This is a genomic window from Virgibacillus sp. Bac330, assembly GCF_003667845.1.
Lineage (GTDB): Bacteria > Bacillota > Bacilli > Bacillales > Amphibacillaceae > Virgibacillus > Virgibacillus chiguensis.
The window spans coordinates 308,564-327,338 of the sequence record NZ_CP033048.1; the positions used below are offsets into that span (position 1 = coordinate 308,564).

Here is an 18,775-nt window from a genome sequence, read left to right on the forward strand (position 1 = left end):
CGATGTCGAGCGAAATCTGTATGAGGTTGAGCGAATTTCATACAAGTTGAGCGACATTCGCACGATGTCGAGCGAAATCTGTACGAGTTTGAGCGAATATCATACAAGATGAGCGACATTTGCACGATGTCGAGCGAAATCTGTACGAGTTTGAGCGAATATCATACAAGTTGAGCGATATTTGCACGATGTCGAGCGAACTCTGTACGAGGTTGAGCAATTTTTATACAAGTTGAGCGATTTCGCACGATGTCGAGCGAAATCTGTACGAGGTAGAGCGAATATCATGCAAGTTGAGCGACATTTGCACGATGTCGAGCGAACTCTGTACGAATTTGAGCGGATATCATACAAGTTGAGCGATTTTCGCACGTTGTCGAGCGAACTCTGTACGAGGTAGAGCGAATATCATGCAAGTTGAGCGACATTCGCACGATGTCGAGCGAAATCTGTATGAGGTTGAGCGGATATCATACAAGTTGAGCGATTTTTGCACGATGTCGAGCGAAATCTGTACGAGTAAGAGCGAATATCATGCAAGTTGAGCGACATTCGCACGATGTCGAGCGAACTCTGTACGAGTTTGAGCGAATATCATGCAAGTTGAGCGACATTTGCATGATGTCGAGCGAACTCTGTACGAGGTAGAGCGAATATCATGCAAGTTGAGCGATTTTCGCACGATGTCGAGCGAACTCTGTACGAGGTAGAGCGAATATCATGCAAGATGAGCGATTTTCGCACGATGTCGAGCGAACTCTGTACGAGTTTGAGCGAATATCATATAATCCGAAACACATGCTCCTTGTATATTATTGATCCACCATTTAAGTTGGGAGTAGATATTTTGATATAGCTTTTACCAAAGTATTCGGTGGTTTTTCTATAAGTTTTCCTATAAAGCTTCTTTTACATTAGCGGATTATTACATAGATTGTAAGCACGTTATATCAATTAATCTATTTACTAGTTCATCTAAACTTATTTAAGAGAAGTTTACAGATCAAATGCTGATAAAATTTTGCGTTATTATGTAGGAATTTAGGAGAGGGAGATAACATGGAGCTTTATGACCTCATGGTGTTCATACACATCATTGCTGCTATTATCGGTATGGGTCCAGGTTTTTTCATGATTTTGCCAGTGAAAGCAGCAACTACGATGGCAGAATTGCAATATGGTTATAAAATACGAAACAAATTACACGGCTCTGTCATGATTGGTGGTACATTACTATTGCTAACGGGGCTAATGATGGGTGTGCTACGCCCCTATTTATTTGCAGAAGGTTGGTTTACAGGTAGCTTGCTTTTATTTTTGCTTGCTTTGGCATTCGGTCCACTCGTGCTGTCACCGCGTTCCAAACCAATCAAAAAACTATTACAGACGCATCCGGATAATACGATCCCCGATGAATATGTTCGATTATCTAGAAAGCTATTTTTCTATGAAAGAATCGAAAGCCTGTTGTTTATGATCATTATTATTTTAATGATTACGAAACCATTTTAAAGTACATGGAAGGAAATGCGTTGAAGTTCATAATGTTCCGTGCAGGTCTTCTTACGATGGATAATATAAAAAAGTGCCAACTGTGTGATTGTCATCTGGAGACGCACTTCTTTGGCACTTTTCTACATTATTATGCAAGCATAAAGTTTTAAGGTTTATACTATAGAAAAACGACGGCATTCTGCTACATAAAAAATTGGGGGTAAGCCGTGTTTTCTAATCAATCTTAATTAATAGCGTTGGGCAAATAGCTTGCAGATCTCAATGATTGTTTTTGAGGCTTTCATCATATTATCTACCGAGACGTATTCGAATTTACCATGAAAATTTTCTCCACCAGTAAAAATGTTCGGTGTTGGCAGTCCCATGTACGATAATTGCGAACCATCTGTACCACCACGAATCGGTTTTATAATTGGTTCGATATTTAAATTTTGCATTGCATCATAAGCAATATCGACAATTTCTTTCACAGGTTCAATTTTCTCGCGCATATTATAATACTGATCTCGCAATTCAAGGTTAACAGCTTCCGTTCCGTACTTCGACTGAAGTTTTTCTGCGATCTTTTGCATTACATCTTTTCTTTCTTGAAACTTTGCTTTATCAAAATCTCGGATAATGTAGATCAGTTCTGCATTTTCCACATCACCAGTAATACTGCTTAAGTGATAAAATCCTTCATATCCTTCTGTATATTCCGGAGCTTCCTCGTTTGGAATTTCATTTATAAACGCTGCTGCCATTTTCCCAGCGTTCACCATTTTGTTTTTGGCTGTTCCTGGATGTACACTATTTCCTTTAAAGGTTACTCTAGCTTGAGCTGCGTTAAAGCTTTCGTATTGCAACTCACCTAATGGACCGCCATCGACCGTGTAGGCATATGTAGCATCGAAACGTTCCACATCGAATTTATGTGGTCCACGGCCGATCTCTTCATCGGGTGTGAAGGCAACGCGGATTTTCCCGTGCTTGATTTCTGGATGTGTGATGAGATAATGCATGGCCGTCATAATTTCAGCAATTCCCGCTTTGTTATCAGCGCCAAGTAAAGTTGTTCCATCTGTAGTGATTACTGTATGCCCTTTGTATTGCGAAAGCTCTGGAAAATCGGTAGTTGATAATATAATATTTTCTCCCTTGTTCAATACAATATCTTTCCCGTCGTAATTCTCCGTGATTTGCGGTTGCACATTTTTTCCAGTGAAGTCTGTTGCTGTATCCAAATGCGCTAAAAACCCGATGGTCGGTATATCTCCATCCGTGTTTGCGGGAAGTGTTGCCATCACATAGCCGAAGCCGTCAACAGCAACGTCTGTCATTCCCATTTCCCGAAGCTCTTGTACTAAAAGATTCGCTAAATCAAACTGTCCAGGTGTAGAAGGTGTAGCGTCCTTGCTTGCGTCGGATTGCGTATCCATCTTTGCATACGTAATAAACCTTTCCATTATTTCTTTTTTCAATAAAGCCAACTCCTATCAAATAAGAATATGTATTTCATTTTTTCATCATGTAAACATGAATAGTATGCTTTCTATTATAACTTAATTACACAAATTTTCTAACGTAAATAGTTCGAGTCTCTAAGTTAGGGGTAGGCATAATAAAGCTTATCGTATAAAATAAGAGTAACAAATACGGATTACGAATGGCTATAAAATTATTGGAGGGAAGAAAAAATGGGCTATCTTATTAGCGTAGACCGTTTAAAGAATCGTCTACATAATCATTTAAACAATACAGTAATTATCGATGTGCGTTTTCAGTTAACAGATCCTGATGCAGGCAGAAAAGCATATTTACAAGATCATATCCCAGGCGCTGTTTTTATGGATATAGAAAAAGATTTGTCTGGAAAAAAAGGAAAACATGGTGGAAACCATCCGCTTCCTGACCTTACAATGCTTGCAGGAAAAGTAGGAAAATTAGGTGTTGATCACGATACAACCGTTGTGATATACGATGCAGATAATGATATGTTTGCTGCTAGAGCATGGTGGTTATTCCATTATATGGGGCATGACAAAGTGTATGTTCTTGACGGGGGCTATAGTGGCTGGAAAAAAACAGGCAATGAAACAACTACCGAAGTACCAACACTAACGCCAAAAGTATTTCACTTGCAATTAAGAGACAATCAAATTGCAAATATGGAAGAAGTGAAACAAAAAGTAACTCGAAACGAAGCTGTTTTAATTGATTCACGTGCAAGAGAACGTTATTTAGGAGATTATGAACCGATGTATGCTCGAGCCGGTCACATCCCTGGTGCCAAGAACTATTTCTGGAAAGAAGTGCTGGATGAAAATGGCTCTTGGAAAAAGAAGGAATCCCTAGAAAAGCAGTTTGCTTCCCTTCAGAAAAACGAAGAAATTATTGTTTCCTGTGGTTCTGGTATATCTGCTTGCCCTAATATTTTAGCCTTAAAATCACTTGGCTATGAAAATGTGAAATTATACCCTGGTAGTTTCAGTGATTGGATTTCTTATGATGAAAATGAAGTCGCAATTGGTGAAGATGCATGGTAAAACAAAGGTGTCAATGGGTTACAAATGATCCTGTCTATATTGCTTATCATGATCATGAATGGGGCGTCCCGCAGTATGACGCCCGAAAATTATTTGAAATGATTTGCTTGGAAGGAGCACAAGCAGGATTAAGCTGGATTACAATATTAAAGCGTAGAGAAAATTATCGTCAAGCTTTTGATCATTTCGATCCGTTGAAAATAAGTAAATATAGCAATCAGAAAATAGAAGCCCTCCTCCAAGATAAAGGAATTATTCGTAACCGGAGAAAGATAAATGCTTTCGTTAAGAATGCCCAGTCCTTTTTGCAAGTAGAGCGGGAGTTTGGAGACTTCTCTTCCTATATATGGTCCTTTGTCGGTGGGGAACAAATTGTTAATCACTGGGAAACGCATGAACAAGTGCCCGCATATACGACAGAATCCGAACAAATGAGCAAAGATCTAAAACGACGTGGTTTCCAATTCGTTGGGCCAACCATTTGTTACGCTTTTATGCAAGCAACAGGTATGGTCAATGATCATACGAAAGACTGCTTTTTGTCCAAATCGCGCTGAACGCGGGCGATCGGGGCAATTCGACCCGCGTCACGCGGAAACTCGCTCACGTACGTGGTGAAATCGCTCCTCGCGCGCCGGAACTCGCTCACGTACGTGGTGAACGCGCTCCTCGCACGCGGAAACTCGCTCACGTACGTGGTGAACGCGCTCATCGCGCGCCGGAACTCGCTCACGTACGTGGTGAACGCGCTCATCGCGCGCGGAAACTCGCTCACGTACGTGGTGAACGCGCTCCTCGCACGCGGAAATTCGCACACGTACGTGATGAACGCGCTCCTCGCGCGCGGAAACTCGCACACGTACGTGGTGAAATCGCTCCTCGCGCACCGCGAACTCGCTCACGTATGTCGATAAATCGCTCTCCCCGCGCGCCGGAACTCGCTCACGTATGTCGATAAATCGCTCTCCCCGCGCGGGAACTCGCTCACGTATGTGGTGAACGCGCTCCTCGCACGCGGAAACTCGCACACGTACGTGGTGAAATCGCTCCTCGCGCGCCGGAACTCGCTCACGTATGTGGTGAACGCGCTCCTCGCGCGCGGAAACTCGCTCACGTACGTGGTGAACGCGCTCCTCGCGCGCCGGAACTCGCTCACGTACGTGGTGAACGCGCTCCTCGCGCGCCGGAACTCGCACGCGGAAACTCGCTCACGTATGTCGATAAATCGCTCTCCCCGCGCGGGAACTCGCTCACGTATGTGGTGAACGCGCTCATCGCGCACTGAAACTCGCTCATGTATGTCGCAAAATCGCTCATCTCGCACTGAAATTCGCTCGCGCACGTCGCAAAATCGCTCCTCGCACGCGGAAACTCGCTCACGTTCGTCGCAAAATCGCTCCTCGCGCACCGCGAACTCGCTCACGTTCGTCGCAAAATCGCTCCCCCCTACGCGAGAATACGCTCATGTTCGAGGAGAAGTCGCCTACCCTGCACAAGAAGTCGCTCGCTCTCTGCAGAAAAAGTGGCTTACGCAGTAAATCGTATGTCGGGTCGCGTCCGTTTGCTCCTCGAATGAAATGACTAAGCGTATGTAATGAGCACTGCTAAAGCAGGATTAATTTTCCAGATACATGTAACTATAGAAATGAAAAATCCGATCTAAAATTGTGAATTTTTTGTAGGTATAACAATTTATTTTGTTCTCCAAGATTCAAAGCTTAAAGACACTCACTTGTTTATGAAGGTCTCTAGCTAATTCTGCTAATTCTTCAATATTGTGCGAAACTTGCTCCATAGTACCAGTTGTCTCTTCGGTAGAAGCAGCAACTTCTTCTACTCCAGCTGCTGATTCCTGTGAGATAGAAGCCATTTCTTTGACGAGGTGCTCCATATCTTTACTTGTTTCTGTATTCTCTTTTAGTTTCATGGAAATAGCTTGCATTTTTTCAATCATACCTGTTATCGCATTATTCATTTGTTGGAAGTTAGCTCCTGTATTTTCAATCTGTTGCTTTCCAGTTTTTACTTCATCATAACCTCGATTTAAAGAAGAAACGACGTCGCTGGTCTCCGATTGAATCCGCTGCACGATGGTAGTGATTTCCCCGACAGATTGCGCAACTTGTTCTGAAAGCTTTCGAACTTCATCTGCTACTACGGCAAAACCTCTACCATGATCACCAGCTCTTGCAGCTTCAATGGCGGCATTTAACGAGAGCAAATTCGTCTGATCTGCAATATCTCGTATGACTTTCACAAGTTTGGATATTTGACTTGACTGATTATCCAAGCCTTTTACTTGCGTTACTGCTTCTTCTACAATGGTGTCAATCTGGTTCATTTGCTGGACAGATTGTTGCATGAAGGTAGAACTTTCTGTTGTCCATTTTCGCACTTCGCTAGCATCTGTCATTACTTCGCTTCCTCTTTGTTCAGAAATGTGTACATTGTCAACAAATTTAATCATGCTGTCGGACAGTTCACTTGCGCCTGTTGCTTGCATTTCTGTACCGCTAGCTAATTCTTCCATCGTTGTAGCTATTTGATGGTTACTTTCTTTCACTTCACTAGCTGATTTCGTTAATTGCTCACTTTGTGCTGATACAGAGGAAGAAACGTTTTGGACGCTCTGAATGATTGTTCGTATTCGATCTCGCATCCTATGTACAGCTTGAGCTAGTTGACCAATTTCATCCTTCGATTTAGTCTCTTCCTGTTGTATATACAAATTTCCATTTGCTATATCTTTTGTAGTGTGAACAATGCTCTGCAATCTGGAAGTAATGCCACGGCTAATCATAATCATGAGTGGTATACCGATAGCTAGCGATAATAGATTGGAGAATGCTAGTATGTATACACTCCTGTTTGAGCTGTTTTCTGTTTCAGCAATGGCTCTAGCTTGTTGTTGTTGCGTTTGATCGAGGAGATTATTGACAAGTGTTAGTGTGTCTTCTCGCAATCCTCCCGAATAGTGACGAATAGTGTTAGCAAATTGCTCTCTTCCTTCTTCGACAGAGGTTACCATTCGCTCCAAAAATGCTTTATCAATGGACTCGTTTTTATCAACAATATCGCTAAGAATAGCTTTCTGATTTTTATCATCCATCGTTTTATCTAATTGTTGGGCAACTTTCTCAAATTCCTTTTGATAGGTTTCGAAATGAGTAAAATATTTATCATTCCCAGTAATTAAATAGTCGGCGGATTGTACATCTTTCGCCTGAATAATGATTGCTAATTGGGAAATTTGGTCTGTCTGTTCCTGTAGTTCATTCACTCTATGAATATCTTGTTGTCCTCCTTTTAATTGCACATATACAATAAGAGAAGAAGTAAGCATTAAAGCAATCGTTAAAAAGAAAACAGACAAATATTTTTTGTGAATGCGTAGATTTCCCCAAGCAACAATGACTTTCTTTTTCCAGTTCTTTTGCGTTTTTGCCTTTGTATGGACTTTTTTGTTTTTCATAGAATCCCCCCTGTTTTAGCATGATTCCTTTAGCCCCGTTGACTCGTCTGATTCGTTCATTACTAACCCGGCACCACTTCATTGTTAAAAAAATAAACTTATAGGCAATTTTTAATTGTCTAGGAAATTACACTAGCGTTGCATAAACCAACTAAGTTATTTAGCCACGTCCGGCGCAAGCGCCCAGCAACTAGGCGACTTCACTCCATTGCCTTAAGCTAAGTCATCATCGATTCGTTCTAAATAGGAAGGCCGACTAAAGACGCGCTTGCCGCAGGGCGCCGACATACTCCTGCTGCAGGAGCATAATTCCTAAAACTTTCGTTGATTCGTTCCAGTCGCTACGCTGCTAGCCGGGCACCCTGAGCCTTTGTTCTTTGTTTCATATGATTAGTAGCGTGTCAAAAGTCTTGATGCAGTATGATTTTTTAACGTATGAGCATTTCACTATGTTCTTTTTAAAGGATGAAAAGAATATTTCTATCATTATAAATAATTCCGCCTTTTTTAACATATCGACTAAATTTGAAAATAATTAAAGCTATTAGTGCAAATTTTTTTACAATAGGTGAGCAAAAAGGTTCGATCTCAGCAGGTAAGCGTTATGATTATAAATTGTTGAAAGAAAGTTAGTAGAGAACTTCTCGCTACTTAAATAATTGACAACCATGCTACCATTTGCGTTAAAAAGCCGTTCTCGTGTAAAATGTCAAATTGTGTGCGTAATTATAAAGATGTAGGTGATAAGATGCAAGCTTCTGCTTTTATAGCAAGCGAAAAAAACAAGCAAGAATTAGAGGAAGAACTAAATACATTGGAAGTACAAGTCTTTCGTATGCAACAAAATGTAAAAGAAATTGCCAAACAAGCATCTATTGTTAGTATTGATCAAACAAAAGAGGCTAACTGGGTCATCATCTATTCAATTCGAAAAGCAAATTCGATTCAAATGATGCTTCATGAATGTACGAAGCCATTTCGTGGGAAATGGGATTCAGCTATTGAAGCTGAATATAAACGAGAAAATACCCTTCACATTTCTGATATTAAAGGGGAAGAAAATAAAGGCTACGGTTCTGTATTAATGAACCATTTAAAAGAGCTTGCTTATGATGAAAATAAACATTATATTACTGGTGATATCGTTAAACGTGATTTTGATCATGTGGAGCGGTTGAAATATTTTTACGCCAAGCATTATTTTGACATAAGTATTGATCATAAAGAAGAAAAAGGGAAAATCATTTGGTCTCTTGCAAATAATCAAGATGTTTCGCTGTCGTAGCTTTCTTTGGCCTGTGGGAAAGCGTAGTGGGAAGACCTCACAGAAAAAAGCGAACTCCTTTTTTTCGAGGAAGTTAAAGTTGAGAAAAACATGACACATAATTTATCGTTTTGTTTGACAACCTTTTTACCTTCCTATACCATTTAATTGAACAATGGTCAATTAAATGGAGGATTACAAATGGTAGCTAGAAAAACAGTTTCGAAAGAACTTACGCGTGAAATGATTCTTGAAGCAGCGAATGACCTATTTGTAAAAAAGGGTTATCAACATGTGTCAATGAGGCAAATCGCTACTAAATTAAATTACAGTCATGGATCGTTATATTACCATTTTAAGAACAAAGCAGAGTTGTTCTTTGCATTAGTTGAAAACCATTTTCAACTACTTGATGAAAGAATGTTTGCTATTCAGAGAAAAGAGCTCTCTAATGAAGAAAAATTGAAGCATTTAATGCAGGACTATATTGCTTTTGGACTGACTCATCAAAGTCATTATGAGATTATGTTTTTAATTAAAGATGCGGATGTGCGGACATTTACGGAAGAAGCGCCAATGAAAGCTTACCAAAGATTTGCCCACTTTGTTGCTGCGTGGAGTAGTAAAGCGTTATCCATTCAAGTAATTTGGTCAATGTTTTTATCCTTACATGGATTTGTAACGCATTATATACGACATGTAAATAATTATGAAGATGTTGAAGCAATGGCTAAACATCATGTTAGTTTACTTCTACAATGGACAAAATGACGTAAATCGAACGTAAGTAATTGGGGAAAATTAGTTTTCTGGCAAGTTTTATGGGAAGCTGTCGTTTTCCTATACTATACATGTAAAAAGTTGAGTTATCCGAACTGAAAGCTGTACATAAAGACTTGGTGAAAGTTCCAAGTTTTTATTAAGCTTCTAATTGACCATTGGTTAATTAAACGAAGGGAAGTTGATACAATGAAAAAAGCACTTGTGCTAGGCGCTTCTGGCGGAATGGGATACGCATTAGTGAGGGAATTGATTCAGCGTGACTTTTCCGTAACAGTTTTCGCTCTTTCTAAAGAAAAGCTAAATAAGTTGTTTTCTCGTTATTCAGAGGTGACCATTGTTCATGGGGATGCGTTCAATCAAAAATTATTAGCACAAATATCCGAAAACCAAGATATCATTTTTCATGCAATTAATTTACCATATGGTGATTGGCAAGATAAGCTTCTTCCATTAACCGAGAACATCTTACAAGCAACAAAGAAAAATAATGCAAAACTCGCAATTGTAGATAATATCTACGCATACGGAAAACATATGGAAGCGATAAAGGAAACAGCTATAAAACATCCGCATACGAAAAAAGGCAAGTTACGGCTACAAGTTGAGAAACTAATTATGAAATCGAATGTACCTTACGTGCTCGCTCATTTTCCTGACTTCTTTGGCCCTTATGCAGAAAATACGCAGTTGAATTTTACATTACAATCTGTAGCTGCTAACAAACGTGCTTGGTTCATTGGAAGCCATCATATAGAAAGAGAGCATCTTTTCACATTTGATGGAGCAAAGGCGTTGGTAAATCTATCATTACAGGACAAATCTTATGGGGAGCATTGGAACATACCAGCCACTCGGCCTATAGAAGGCGTGGAGTTAATAAAGTTGATTCGAGATTTGACAGGATATGAGAAAAACGTAGGGACAGTAACTACGAACATGTTGCGGTTATTAGGGATATTTAATCAGCAGATGCGAGAATTTATAGAAATGCAGTATTTAAACCAACACCCTGTAATATTAATTGGGGAAAAGTATGAAGAAAGAATAGGCGCATTGCCGAGAACACCTTACAAAAAAGCGTTAGAACTGACGTTGAATGCTTATCAAAATGGGACAGCTTAACAATACCAGCGAAAGGTAGAATACTATATATACGGTTCGTTTACAACATATAGAAAACCATTAACTCCGATAAACTGCCTAAAAAGAAGCCGTCATGCATGCGCTTTAACTTAAATCTGATAGCAGTCTCCGATTCGAGCAATTCGCCACGGCTGTAATTGGTCAGAGTTTACGAACAGGACAAACATGGATGGAATAGGCTATAGGAAGAGCGAATAAATGGAGAGATGATGTATGGGAATATATGTGGTAAATCGAGGTGATACACTTTGGAAAATAGCGCAACGCTATGGATTAGATGTACAACAAATACGTACACTGAATCAATTACCAGATGCAAACAAGCTCGTCGTTGGTCAAAGCTTGGTCATACCAGATCCAACAAAAGAATACGTTGTACAAACTGGTGATACATTAACTCAGATTGCAGAGAATTACCATGTTGCATTAGCTGATCTGGCCGCTGTTAACAACCTTACAGAAACTTCTATTATCTATGAGGGGCAATTGTTATCCTTGCCTTATTTTCTCTACCTTGTTGAGCCTGGAGACTCTATTTGGCAGCTTGCACACAGTTTTGGTGTAACAACAGCAGAAATTTTGCAGGTGAATTTCCTTGTTCAACCATCTAGTATCTATCCAGGTACTATTATACGAATTCCTTTTCCAGCAAAACCTAACAAACAAGTATGTGCCTATACTATCCAGTTAGATCAACAAGGAAAGCAAGATATGTTAATGAATGGTCGATTGCTGACATACGTAAACCCATTTTCTTACCAAGTGAATGTAGATGGTAGTTTAACTTCTTTATCTGATGAACGCATTTTAGAAGCGGCAAAGGAAATGAATGTAGCACCATTACTTGTATTAAGTAATATCAAAGCAGGGGACTTTGATTCAGATACAGCAGCAACAATCTTACGAGATGTCCAGTTACAGGATAAAGTAATTACAAACGTGTTAGCTATTATGAACGATAAGGGATATAGAGGCATAAATATTAATTTTGAATATGTATACCCGGAAGATCGAGATCGGTATACGGAATTTTTAAAACGAATGGTTCGTCGTTTGCATCCTCTAGGATATCTTGTAACAACAGCAGTGGCTCCAAAAACGAGTAGCGATCAAAAGGGATTACTATATGAAGCACATGATTATGAAGCACAAGGAAAAGTAGTCGATTTTATTAATTTGATGACGTATGAATGGGGATGGGCGGGAGGCAGACCGCTAGCCATTGCGCCTATTAATGAAGTCGAAAAAGTATTGGATTATGCAGTTACTGTCATACCAAAAGAAAAAATAATGATGGGAATTCCTTTATACGGAAGGGATTGGAAGATACCTTGGCAAGAAGGAACCCGCGCTCGAACAATTAACGCACAGGAAGCTGTCGATTTAGCTTTCATTTATAAAGAAGCTATTCAATATGATGAAATTTATCAAGCGCCAAATTTTCGTTATACAGATGACAATGGGCAGAGGCATGAGGTTTGGTTTGAAGATGCCCGCAGCGTAAAGGCAAAATACGAACGAATAGCTAATTACGATATAAGAGGCGCTATGTTTTGGGTGTTAGGAATCCCGTTTGCCCAAAATTGGCCAGTCTTACAGAGTGAATTCCAAGTAATGAAAATATAAGGATTGACAAAGAAAGTGCGGTCAGTTAAACTAAAACCAATTATAAAAGGGAGGTGAGGTAGATGAATCAAACTGGTGGTATAACGAAAATGAAAGCATATCTTGCTATTCGTTATGCAATTTTTTCCAATAATCAAAGTAACGGGATACGTATGCCCTTTTTGAGTTCAAAATAATGGAAAAAATCAGTGAGAGACATCTACCTAACCGGACGGAAATAAGTGTAACGTGTGTGAACAATTGTACTTAGTAAAGTGCAATGCTTATTTGTGGATTTATGAAACGGCGTAAGGAGAAAACTCTACTTACGTCGTTTTGCTATGAATTTTTTACACTATAGGAAAGTATAAAATTTTCAGAAAAACAAGGCTTTCGATTTGGCGACAAGCCCAGTTTTTCTAAAGCATTCGTTCTCTATGAAGAATTGGTGATAAGCTACGTCTACATCAAGTTGTAATACCACACTGTAAAAAATGATTTAATTTAAGTGAGAGATGACAAGACTTATATTTTATCATCACAGGTTTATCATGCATATATTTCAACTAGAAGAACGGATTGCGTTTTAAGGTGTATCGTATAAGAAAAACGTCAGAAAACCTGTTTCTAAACGGTATTCATGAGCAGTTCATTTATTGTCGCCTAAATGAACGCGAAAATATCATTGGTTGGTGGCGTTTGCATATGCACCACTTTACTAGCTTCTCATGCAAGAGGAACACGCTTTAAGAAAATCACTTACTAATAAAATGAAATTTTGTTCCTAACGTATAGGTAGCGTTGTCTCTTCTAGAGCGGAGGAAGAGAAAAAATGATAACAGTAAGTATCCAACAAGTGACCCAAATAATAGGTGCTAATCAAATTTTTGAACAGATTACTGCAGAAGTGAAGAAAGGAGACAGAATTGGTTTAATTGGAAGAAATGGAACGGGGAAATCGACTTTATTGCAGTTACTTGCGAAAAAAACCGAACCTGCTAAAGGAAGAATAACTTGGAAGAAAAATAGTTCCGTTGGTTTGCTGTTGCAAAATCCTATCAAGGAACAGGAAACAACGGTTGAAGGGCTATTAACGGAAGTGTTTACGGATTTAAACTTGCTAAAAGGTGAAATGGAACGTTTGGAAAGCTTGATGGCAAAAGAAGCAAACGTAGCAAAATTAACGAAGCTAATTGAAAAGTATGGAGATATGCAAGAAAGCTTTCAAGAACGTGGTGGTTATGAAATCGACGCTCGTATTCGGAGGGTCATGAGTGGCTTGCAGATAGAAGAATTGGCAACAAAGTGTTGGAAACATTTGAGTGGTGGCGAACGGACAAAAGTTGGTTTAGCTCAATTACTGTTGCAAGCACCAGACTTACTATTGTTAGATGAGCCTACCAATCATTTGGATATTCAAGCAATCGAATGGTTAACGGATTTTATTCGAAATTACACAGGAACGGTAATGATTGTTTCCCATGATCGCTATTTTTTAGATGATACTGTCACAAAGGTTTGGGAATTAGATCAAGGAGAACTAAATACCTATGCGACGAATTATACGAATTATGTAAAAGAACGAGAGGAAAGGCTGTTACAGGAATTTCAGCAATATCAAGATCAGCAAAAGAAAATAAAGAAAATGAAAGAAACCATCAAACGATTGAAAGAATGGGCAAATCAAGCGAATCCACCAAATGATGGATTGCATCGCAGAGCAAAGAGTATGCAAAAAGCCTTGGATAAAATGACGCGGTTAAAACGCCCCATAATGGAGCATAAACGTATGCAAATCGATTTTAAAATGCAAGATCGTAGCGGAAAAGATGTTATTCGGCTGGAAGGCGTTTCAAAAAGTGTGCAGAATAAAATGCTTTTTCAGCACGTGAATATGCATGTACGCTTTCAAGAGCGAGTGGCAATTATTGGAGAAAATGGTACGGGGAAGTCAACGTTATTACAAATAATAGTAGGGAAGATAGCAGCAGATGCAGGAGAACGGCAATTAGGTAGTAATTTGTCTATTGGCTATTTGTCACAGCATATGCTAGAAATGGAAGGGAAACGCACGGTAATTGATGAATTCCGCGAGCATGTTCCAATAGAGGAGGGGGAGGCGAGAAATATATTGGCTCAATTTCTGTTTTATGGCGCAAAGGTATTTCAAACGACGGAAAACTTAAGCGGAGGAGAAAAGACACGTTTGCGTCTTGCCCAATTAATGTATCAAAATCATAATATCCTAATTTTAGATGAACCGACAAATCATTTGGATATAGAGTCGAAAGAAATGTTAGAAGAAGCATTAGAACAGTTCGGGGGTACGATTATTACTGTATCCCATGACCGTTACTTTTTGGATCGACTTTTTCCGATCACATATGTATTAGAAAATAAGCAATTGGAAAGATTTGAAGGAAATTACAGCTATGCTCGAAAACGTTGGCTCCATAACGGAATTTAACGTACTTGCGAAAGAAACCTTCCTCTCCAACCAACTGGAGGGGATAGTTTCGGTGAGGCGTTAAACGAAACATTTACTTGAGAAAATATATACTGCTAAGTGATATAAGGTTGAGTGGATAAAGAAGGCATAATGCGATAATGAAGTCAAATATCCCTTCGCTCGTAAAATAATCAAGATAAAAAGGAGCCATCATTCTTTTATTTAGGGGAATGAAAGCGAAATTTCCCTAAGAAACAATGCTCCCTCAATTTCTTTAAGCATCTTAGTGGTCGAAGTAATTCACTCTGTAAATAAGTACTGTCACTGTATTTCGTGTAAAAAATGTGTCATGCTAGCTTCTATTTCCCCTTTTCAATTAAAAGTCGCCTATTTGTTAGGAATTTTTTGGTTGCCATTGTTAATTGTGATACTATAAAAGTATCGGAATAGAGAGGGGCTAATCAATGCAGTATATTACCTTAAACAATGGTTTACGTATGCCACAACTTGGCTTTGGTGTATGGCAAGTGTCTGATGAAGAAGCAACAAAAGCAGTTGAAACAGCAATCGAAGTGGGGTATCGGTCCATCGATACAGCTAAAATTTATGACAATGAGCGTGGAGTTGGAAGAGCACTAGCTAATACCTCTGTGCCTAGAGAAGAATTGTTTATTACAACAAAGGTTTGGAATAGTGATCAAGGTTATGAAAACACGCTTCGTGCTTTTGAGGAAAGTCTCGATAGGCTTGGATTAGATTACGTAGATTTATACTTAATCCACTGGCCAACACCTGCATTTGATCAATATGTTGAAACTTATAAAGCGTTGGAAAAATTGTATCAAGATGGTCGTGTGAAAGCGATCGGTGTTTGCAATTTTAACAAGGAACATTTACAACGGTTGTTGGATGAGTGTGAAGTTGTTCCAACTGTTAATCAAGTTGAATGTCATCCATACTTGCAGCAACAAGAGTTACAGCATTTTTGTGATCAACATCATATTTCTGTCGAAGCTTGGAGTCCCCTTATGCAAGGTGGCGCAGTGCTACAGAATGAAGAAATTACAAAGATTGCCCAAGCGCATCAAAAAACACCTGCTCAAATCGTGTTGCGTTGGCACTTGCAAGCGAATCATATTGTTATACCGAAATCGGTAACACCTTCACGAATAAAGGAAAACTTCGCTGTTTTTGATTTTGAACTGGGATCAGAGGAAATGGATGCCATTTCTAAATTGGACCGAGGCGAACGAAAAGGACCAGAACCGAGTGAAATGAATAGTCGTTAAAACAAAAGCTGTCTCTTACGCTTAAAAGTAAAAGGCAGCTTTTTGTGTGTATCGTTTCAGCTAGAAAGGTTTGGAGATAAGGAAGCCCGCCACGCTGTGCGCTTTGTATGAAAATCGCTTGTAATTCCGGAAAAAAATGCTATAAGACTCCCGCTGTAAATTTTGGCAGATGACAGCTGAACAAGTCTACGTGGACCTCCACCTCCGATTCGCGGGCAATTAGGTTTACCCTTGGACTAGGAAACAATTCGTGAGGGATAAAAGAAATCCATACGGATAAGTGTTTCACTTTACATAAGATAGTTCCTATTCGAATGTGAAACAAACGGTTAAAAACACTTTACAAATGAAGTTAAAATCAGTTATAACATAGGTAAGGTTCAACACGCGTTGTTCCATTTTGAAAGGAGTTGATGTTGATGCATGTATTCAATAAGGAAACAAACATAAACAAAATGGAGGAACGGTCGGAATAGGTAGATATCCACTTTGGCTTTCCTCCTTAACAACAGATGTTCAGTGCGAGAAAATTGTATTTTACGTAAAAACTGTTTTCTTACACGGTGGAACTTCCATTTTTGAAGGAGGAAAATAATTGAATAATAATTTAACCAAACTTGGTTGGAATGAGACTTTGTATACAGAAACTGACCCAGCAATTATTGCCCGGGTAATAACGGTGCAGAGAAATAGTTACCGCATTTCTGATGGAGAGATGGAGTATTTGGCTCACGTTAGTGGTAAATTTTTGAATGCGGCAAATGGAGCAATTGATTTTCCTACTGTTGGTGATTGGGTAGCGGTAGATAAGCTGAGGCTTGAGAAAAAAGCCGTTATTCAACATGTTTTGCCAAGAAAAAGCCAGCTTGTTCGACAAGCGGCTGGGGATAAAACAGAGGCGCAGCTAGTTGCAGCAAATTTAGATACGATATTTATTGTAAGTTCACTCAATGATGATCTCAATATACGCCGCATAGAACGATATATTGTAGCTGTTTACGAAAGTGGCGCTTCTCCAGTCATCGTGTTAACGAAAAAGGATGCGTACGAAGAAGAGCAGTTACCAGCGTTAATTGCTCAGGTAGAGACAGTAGCCATTGGCGTTCCAATTATTGTTGTGAGCAATATTACTGGAGAAGGGATTCATGATTTAAATACCTACTTGAAACCTGCTGAAACTGTCGCTTTAGTAGGGTCCTCTGGTGTAGGGAAATCGACTTTAGTCAATGTTTTATCCGAGCGAAATGTACAGAAAACGAAAGATGTTCGTTTGGATGATAGCAAAGGGCGACACACCACAACGCATCGTGAATTGTTCGTGTTAGCAAGCGGCGCTTTGTTAATTGATACTCCAGGAATGCGAGAATTACAGCTTTGGGACGGAGAAGCAGCAGTAGATACTGCCTTTGAAGATGTAGAAGATTTTGCTAGTGCTTGTTTTTTTAGTGATTGTCAGCATGATACAGAGCCGGGCTGTCGTGTTCAAGAAGCACTTGCTTCAGGTGAGCTCTCACAGGAGCGGTTTGATAGTTATCAAAAATTGTTACGAGAATTAGCATTTGAAAAAAGAAAGCAGGATCAAAAGGCACAGCTGGAAGAGAAAAACAAATGGAAACAGCGAGCAAAAAATATGAAAGCTACGTACAATCAACGTGGATACAAGTAGACAGAAAGTTATGCTAAGGAGTATGCCAAAAGCTGTTTTAAGCTTTTGGCATCGTTCAATTTTATCCCGAATATAAGGTGCTGTAAGATTAACTTTTCAAGGATTGGAGATGTGGGTTGATCAAGTCTAAGGGGGGGAGAAAAGCATCTAAATCGCCCAATTCGTTCAGAGGACTCTAGGTCATACCCTTGTGGTACTAACAATCTGTGGTGGATAGAGGAAAACCCCCATTGATTGAAGGTTCACTTTATACCCAAGATCGTTAAAAAACACGTGACACAGCCTCTTCATAATAGTTAAAAAAAGCAGGTGCTTCTTTCATTGAAATGCCATGATACATAACTTCTTTTATCGACTGATAATACCATTTCTGCTTATCCAAAGGCGCATGGAAGTGATTCCATACAGCCTCTCCAAAGGATTGCAAATCTGCCTCGATACTTAATAAATTGTCTAATTTATCCGCTATAATTAACTGCTTTACTTCCATATTTGATGTTTTTAAAGTGTAAATCGTTTGCTGTTTTCGCTTTTCCCAAGGTAGGGATTTATTTTCAGTATGCGCACACACAAGAGAAGTAATGTGTTTACCAAATTGGATGGCGATTTCTTGTATGGTTGTAGCTGTATCTTCTACAACATCATGTAAATAACCTGCGCAGATAACTTCCTCACTGCAACCAGCTTCTTCAAGTATATTCGCAACACGAATAGGATGCGTGATGTAAGGTGCCTTGGAACCTTTTCTCCATTGTCCTTCATGTGCTTTAGTAGCAAATTCTTTTGCTTTATCTTTCATCATTTTAACGAATTCCTTTCACTTTTACGCTTGTTATGAAATGTACTTGTGCTTGTTTTATGAAACGATAAATTAAAAATGCTACCGTTTAGAATATGTCTCATCTCCAAAAACGGCACAAAAAATGACGAATTGCATTTCTGAGAGGTTGCTACCTAGAAAATCTAAATCCATATTGCTGCCTTTTGGAACACAAAATGAATTCAGTTCGACTATTTCAAAGTTTAGCAAATTTATCTCGTCTTTTAACATCTTATACATTATA

14 protein-coding genes are annotated in these 18,775 nt (G+C 39.3%); 11 read left to right on the plus strand and 3 right to left on the minus strand.

Annotation, left to right across the window (positions count from 1 at the left end; all coding sequences use genetic code 11):
• The first annotated feature begins 1,059 nt into the window (after positions 1 to 1,059).
• On the plus strand, positions 1,060 to 1,512 hold the full coding sequence (locus D9780_RS01370) for a DUF2269 family protein (RefSeq protein WP_121639007.1): 453 nt from the start codon (positions 1,060 to 1,062) through the stop codon (positions 1,510 to 1,512).
• Between the two features lie 230 nt (positions 1,513 to 1,742).
• On the opposite strand, the gene pepT is transcribed toward D9780_RS01370, so the two are convergent.
• Entirely contained in the window at positions 1,743 to 2,975 is a 1,233-nt protein-coding gene (gene pepT / locus D9780_RS01375) for a peptidase T (protein ID WP_121639008.1), read from the minus strand.
• Positions 2,976 to 3,191: 216 nt separating this feature from the next.
• On the opposite strand from pepT, the gene D9780_RS01380 reads away from it, so the two are divergent.
• Positions 3,192 to 4,040 (plus strand): sulfurtransferase, encoded by an 849-nt coding sequence (locus D9780_RS01380; protein WP_121639009.1) that lies wholly within the window; start codon positions 3,192 to 3,194, stop codon positions 4,038 to 4,040.
• Positions 4,034 to 4,597: a DNA-3-methyladenine glycosylase I gene (locus D9780_RS01385; protein WP_121639010.1), complete on the plus strand. Its 564-nt coding sequence runs from the start codon at positions 4,034 to 4,036 to the stop codon at positions 4,595 to 4,597. The genes D9780_RS01380 and D9780_RS01385 overlap by 7 nt, the downstream gene beginning before the upstream one ends.
• Positions 4,598 to 5,751: 1,154 nt before the next feature.
• On the opposite strand, the gene D9780_RS01390 is transcribed toward D9780_RS01385, so the two are convergent.
• On the minus strand, positions 5,752 to 7,512 hold the full coding sequence (locus D9780_RS01390; RefSeq protein WP_121639011.1) for a methyl-accepting chemotaxis protein: 1,761 nt from the start codon (positions 7,510 to 7,512) through the stop codon (positions 5,752 to 5,754).
• 718 nt (positions 7,513 to 8,230) lie between these two features.
• Here D9780_RS01390 and D9780_RS01395 point away from each other — a divergent pair.
• The 8 genes from D9780_RS01395 to rsgA all read left to right on the plus strand — a co-directional run bounded on the left by D9780_RS01395 (position 8,231) and on the right by rsgA (position 17,711).
• Positions 8,231 to 8,797, plus strand: coding sequence for a hypothetical protein (locus D9780_RS01395; RefSeq protein WP_371413689.1), 567 nt, complete (start codon positions 8,231 to 8,233; stop codon positions 8,795 to 8,797).
• A 180-nt stretch (positions 8,798 to 8,977) separates the two neighbouring features.
• Positions 8,978 to 9,547, plus strand: a complete 570-nt coding sequence (locus D9780_RS01400) for a TetR/AcrR family transcriptional regulator (RefSeq protein WP_121639013.1) — start codon at positions 8,978 to 8,980, stop codon at positions 9,545 to 9,547.
• Between the two features lie 198 nt (positions 9,548 to 9,745).
• Positions 9,746 to 10,681 (plus strand): NAD(P)H-binding protein, encoded by a 936-nt coding sequence (locus D9780_RS01405; RefSeq protein ID WP_121639014.1) that lies wholly within the window; start codon positions 9,746 to 9,748, stop codon positions 10,679 to 10,681.
• A 234-nt stretch (positions 10,682 to 10,915) separates the two neighbouring features.
• On the plus strand, positions 10,916 to 12,328 hold the full coding sequence (locus D9780_RS01410) for a LysM peptidoglycan-binding domain-containing protein (protein WP_121639015.1): 1,413 nt from the start codon (positions 10,916 to 10,918) through the stop codon (positions 12,326 to 12,328).
• A gap of 62 nt (positions 12,329 to 12,390) precedes the next feature.
• Positions 12,391 to 12,504 (plus strand): RAxF-45 family protein, encoded by a 114-nt coding sequence (locus D9780_RS21530; protein ID WP_305847184.1) that lies wholly within the window; start codon positions 12,391 to 12,393, stop codon positions 12,502 to 12,504.
• A 635-nt stretch (positions 12,505 to 13,139) separates the two neighbouring features.
• Positions 13,140 to 14,774 carry a ribosomal protection-like ABC-F family protein gene (gene abc-f, locus D9780_RS01415; protein ID WP_121639016.1) on the plus strand — a complete coding sequence of 545 codons (1,635 nt, stop codon included), beginning with the start codon at positions 13,140 to 13,142 and terminating at the stop codon, positions 14,772 to 14,774.
• A gap of 446 nt (positions 14,775 to 15,220) precedes the next feature.
• On the plus strand, positions 15,221 to 16,045 hold the full coding sequence (locus D9780_RS01420) for an aldo/keto reductase (protein ID WP_121639017.1): 825 nt from the start codon (positions 15,221 to 15,223) through the stop codon (positions 16,043 to 16,045).
• Positions 16,046 to 16,640: 595 nt separating this feature from the next.
• Positions 16,641 to 17,711: a ribosome small subunit-dependent GTPase A gene (gene rsgA, locus D9780_RS01425; protein ID WP_121639018.1), complete on the plus strand. Its 1,071-nt coding sequence runs from the start codon at positions 16,641 to 16,643 to the stop codon at positions 17,709 to 17,711.
• A gap of 262 nt (positions 17,712 to 17,973) precedes the next feature.
• Here the strand turns inward: rsgA and D9780_RS01430 are convergent, their stop codons facing one another.
• On the minus strand, positions 17,974 to 18,513 hold the full coding sequence (locus tag D9780_RS01430) for an HD domain-containing protein (protein ID WP_309545283.1): 540 nt from the start codon (positions 18,511 to 18,513) through the stop codon (positions 17,974 to 17,976).
• Between the last annotated feature and the right edge of the window lie 262 nt (positions 18,514 to 18,775).

Coding starts and splice junctions, on each gene's coding strand:
- D9780_RS01410 (WP_121639015.1), top strand. CDS start 10,916: ATGGGAATATATGTGGTAAATCGAGGTGATACACTTTGGAAAATAGCG.
- D9780_RS01370 (WP_121639007.1), top strand. CDS start 1,060: ATGGAGCTTTATGACCTCATGGTGTTCATACACATCATTGCTGCTATT.
- D9780_RS01430 (WP_309545283.1), bottom strand. CDS start 18,513: ATGATGAAAGATAAAGCAAAAGAATTTGCTACTAAAGCACATGAAGGA.
- abc-f (WP_121639016.1), top strand. CDS start 13,140: ATGATAACAGTAAGTATCCAACAAGTGACCCAAATAATAGGTGCTAAT.
- D9780_RS01405 (WP_121639014.1), top strand. CDS start 9,746: ATGAAAAAAGCACTTGTGCTAGGCGCTTCTGGCGGAATGGGATACGCA.
- D9780_RS21530 (WP_305847184.1), top strand. CDS start 12,391: ATGAATCAAACTGGTGGTATAACGAAAATGAAAGCATATCTTGCTATT.
- D9780_RS01385 (WP_121639010.1), top strand. CDS start 4,034: ATGGTAAAACAAAGGTGTCAATGGGTTACAAATGATCCTGTCTATATT.
- D9780_RS01420 (WP_121639017.1), top strand. CDS start 15,221: ATGCAGTATATTACCTTAAACAATGGTTTACGTATGCCACAACTTGGC.
- D9780_RS01390 (WP_121639011.1), bottom strand. CDS start 7,512: ATGAAAAACAAAAAAGTCCATACAAAGGCAAAAACGCAAAAGAACTGG.
- D9780_RS01380 (WP_121639009.1), top strand. CDS start 3,192: ATGGGCTATCTTATTAGCGTAGACCGTTTAAAGAATCGTCTACATAAT.
- D9780_RS01400 (WP_121639013.1), top strand. CDS start 8,978: ATGGTAGCTAGAAAAACAGTTTCGAAAGAACTTACGCGTGAAATGATT.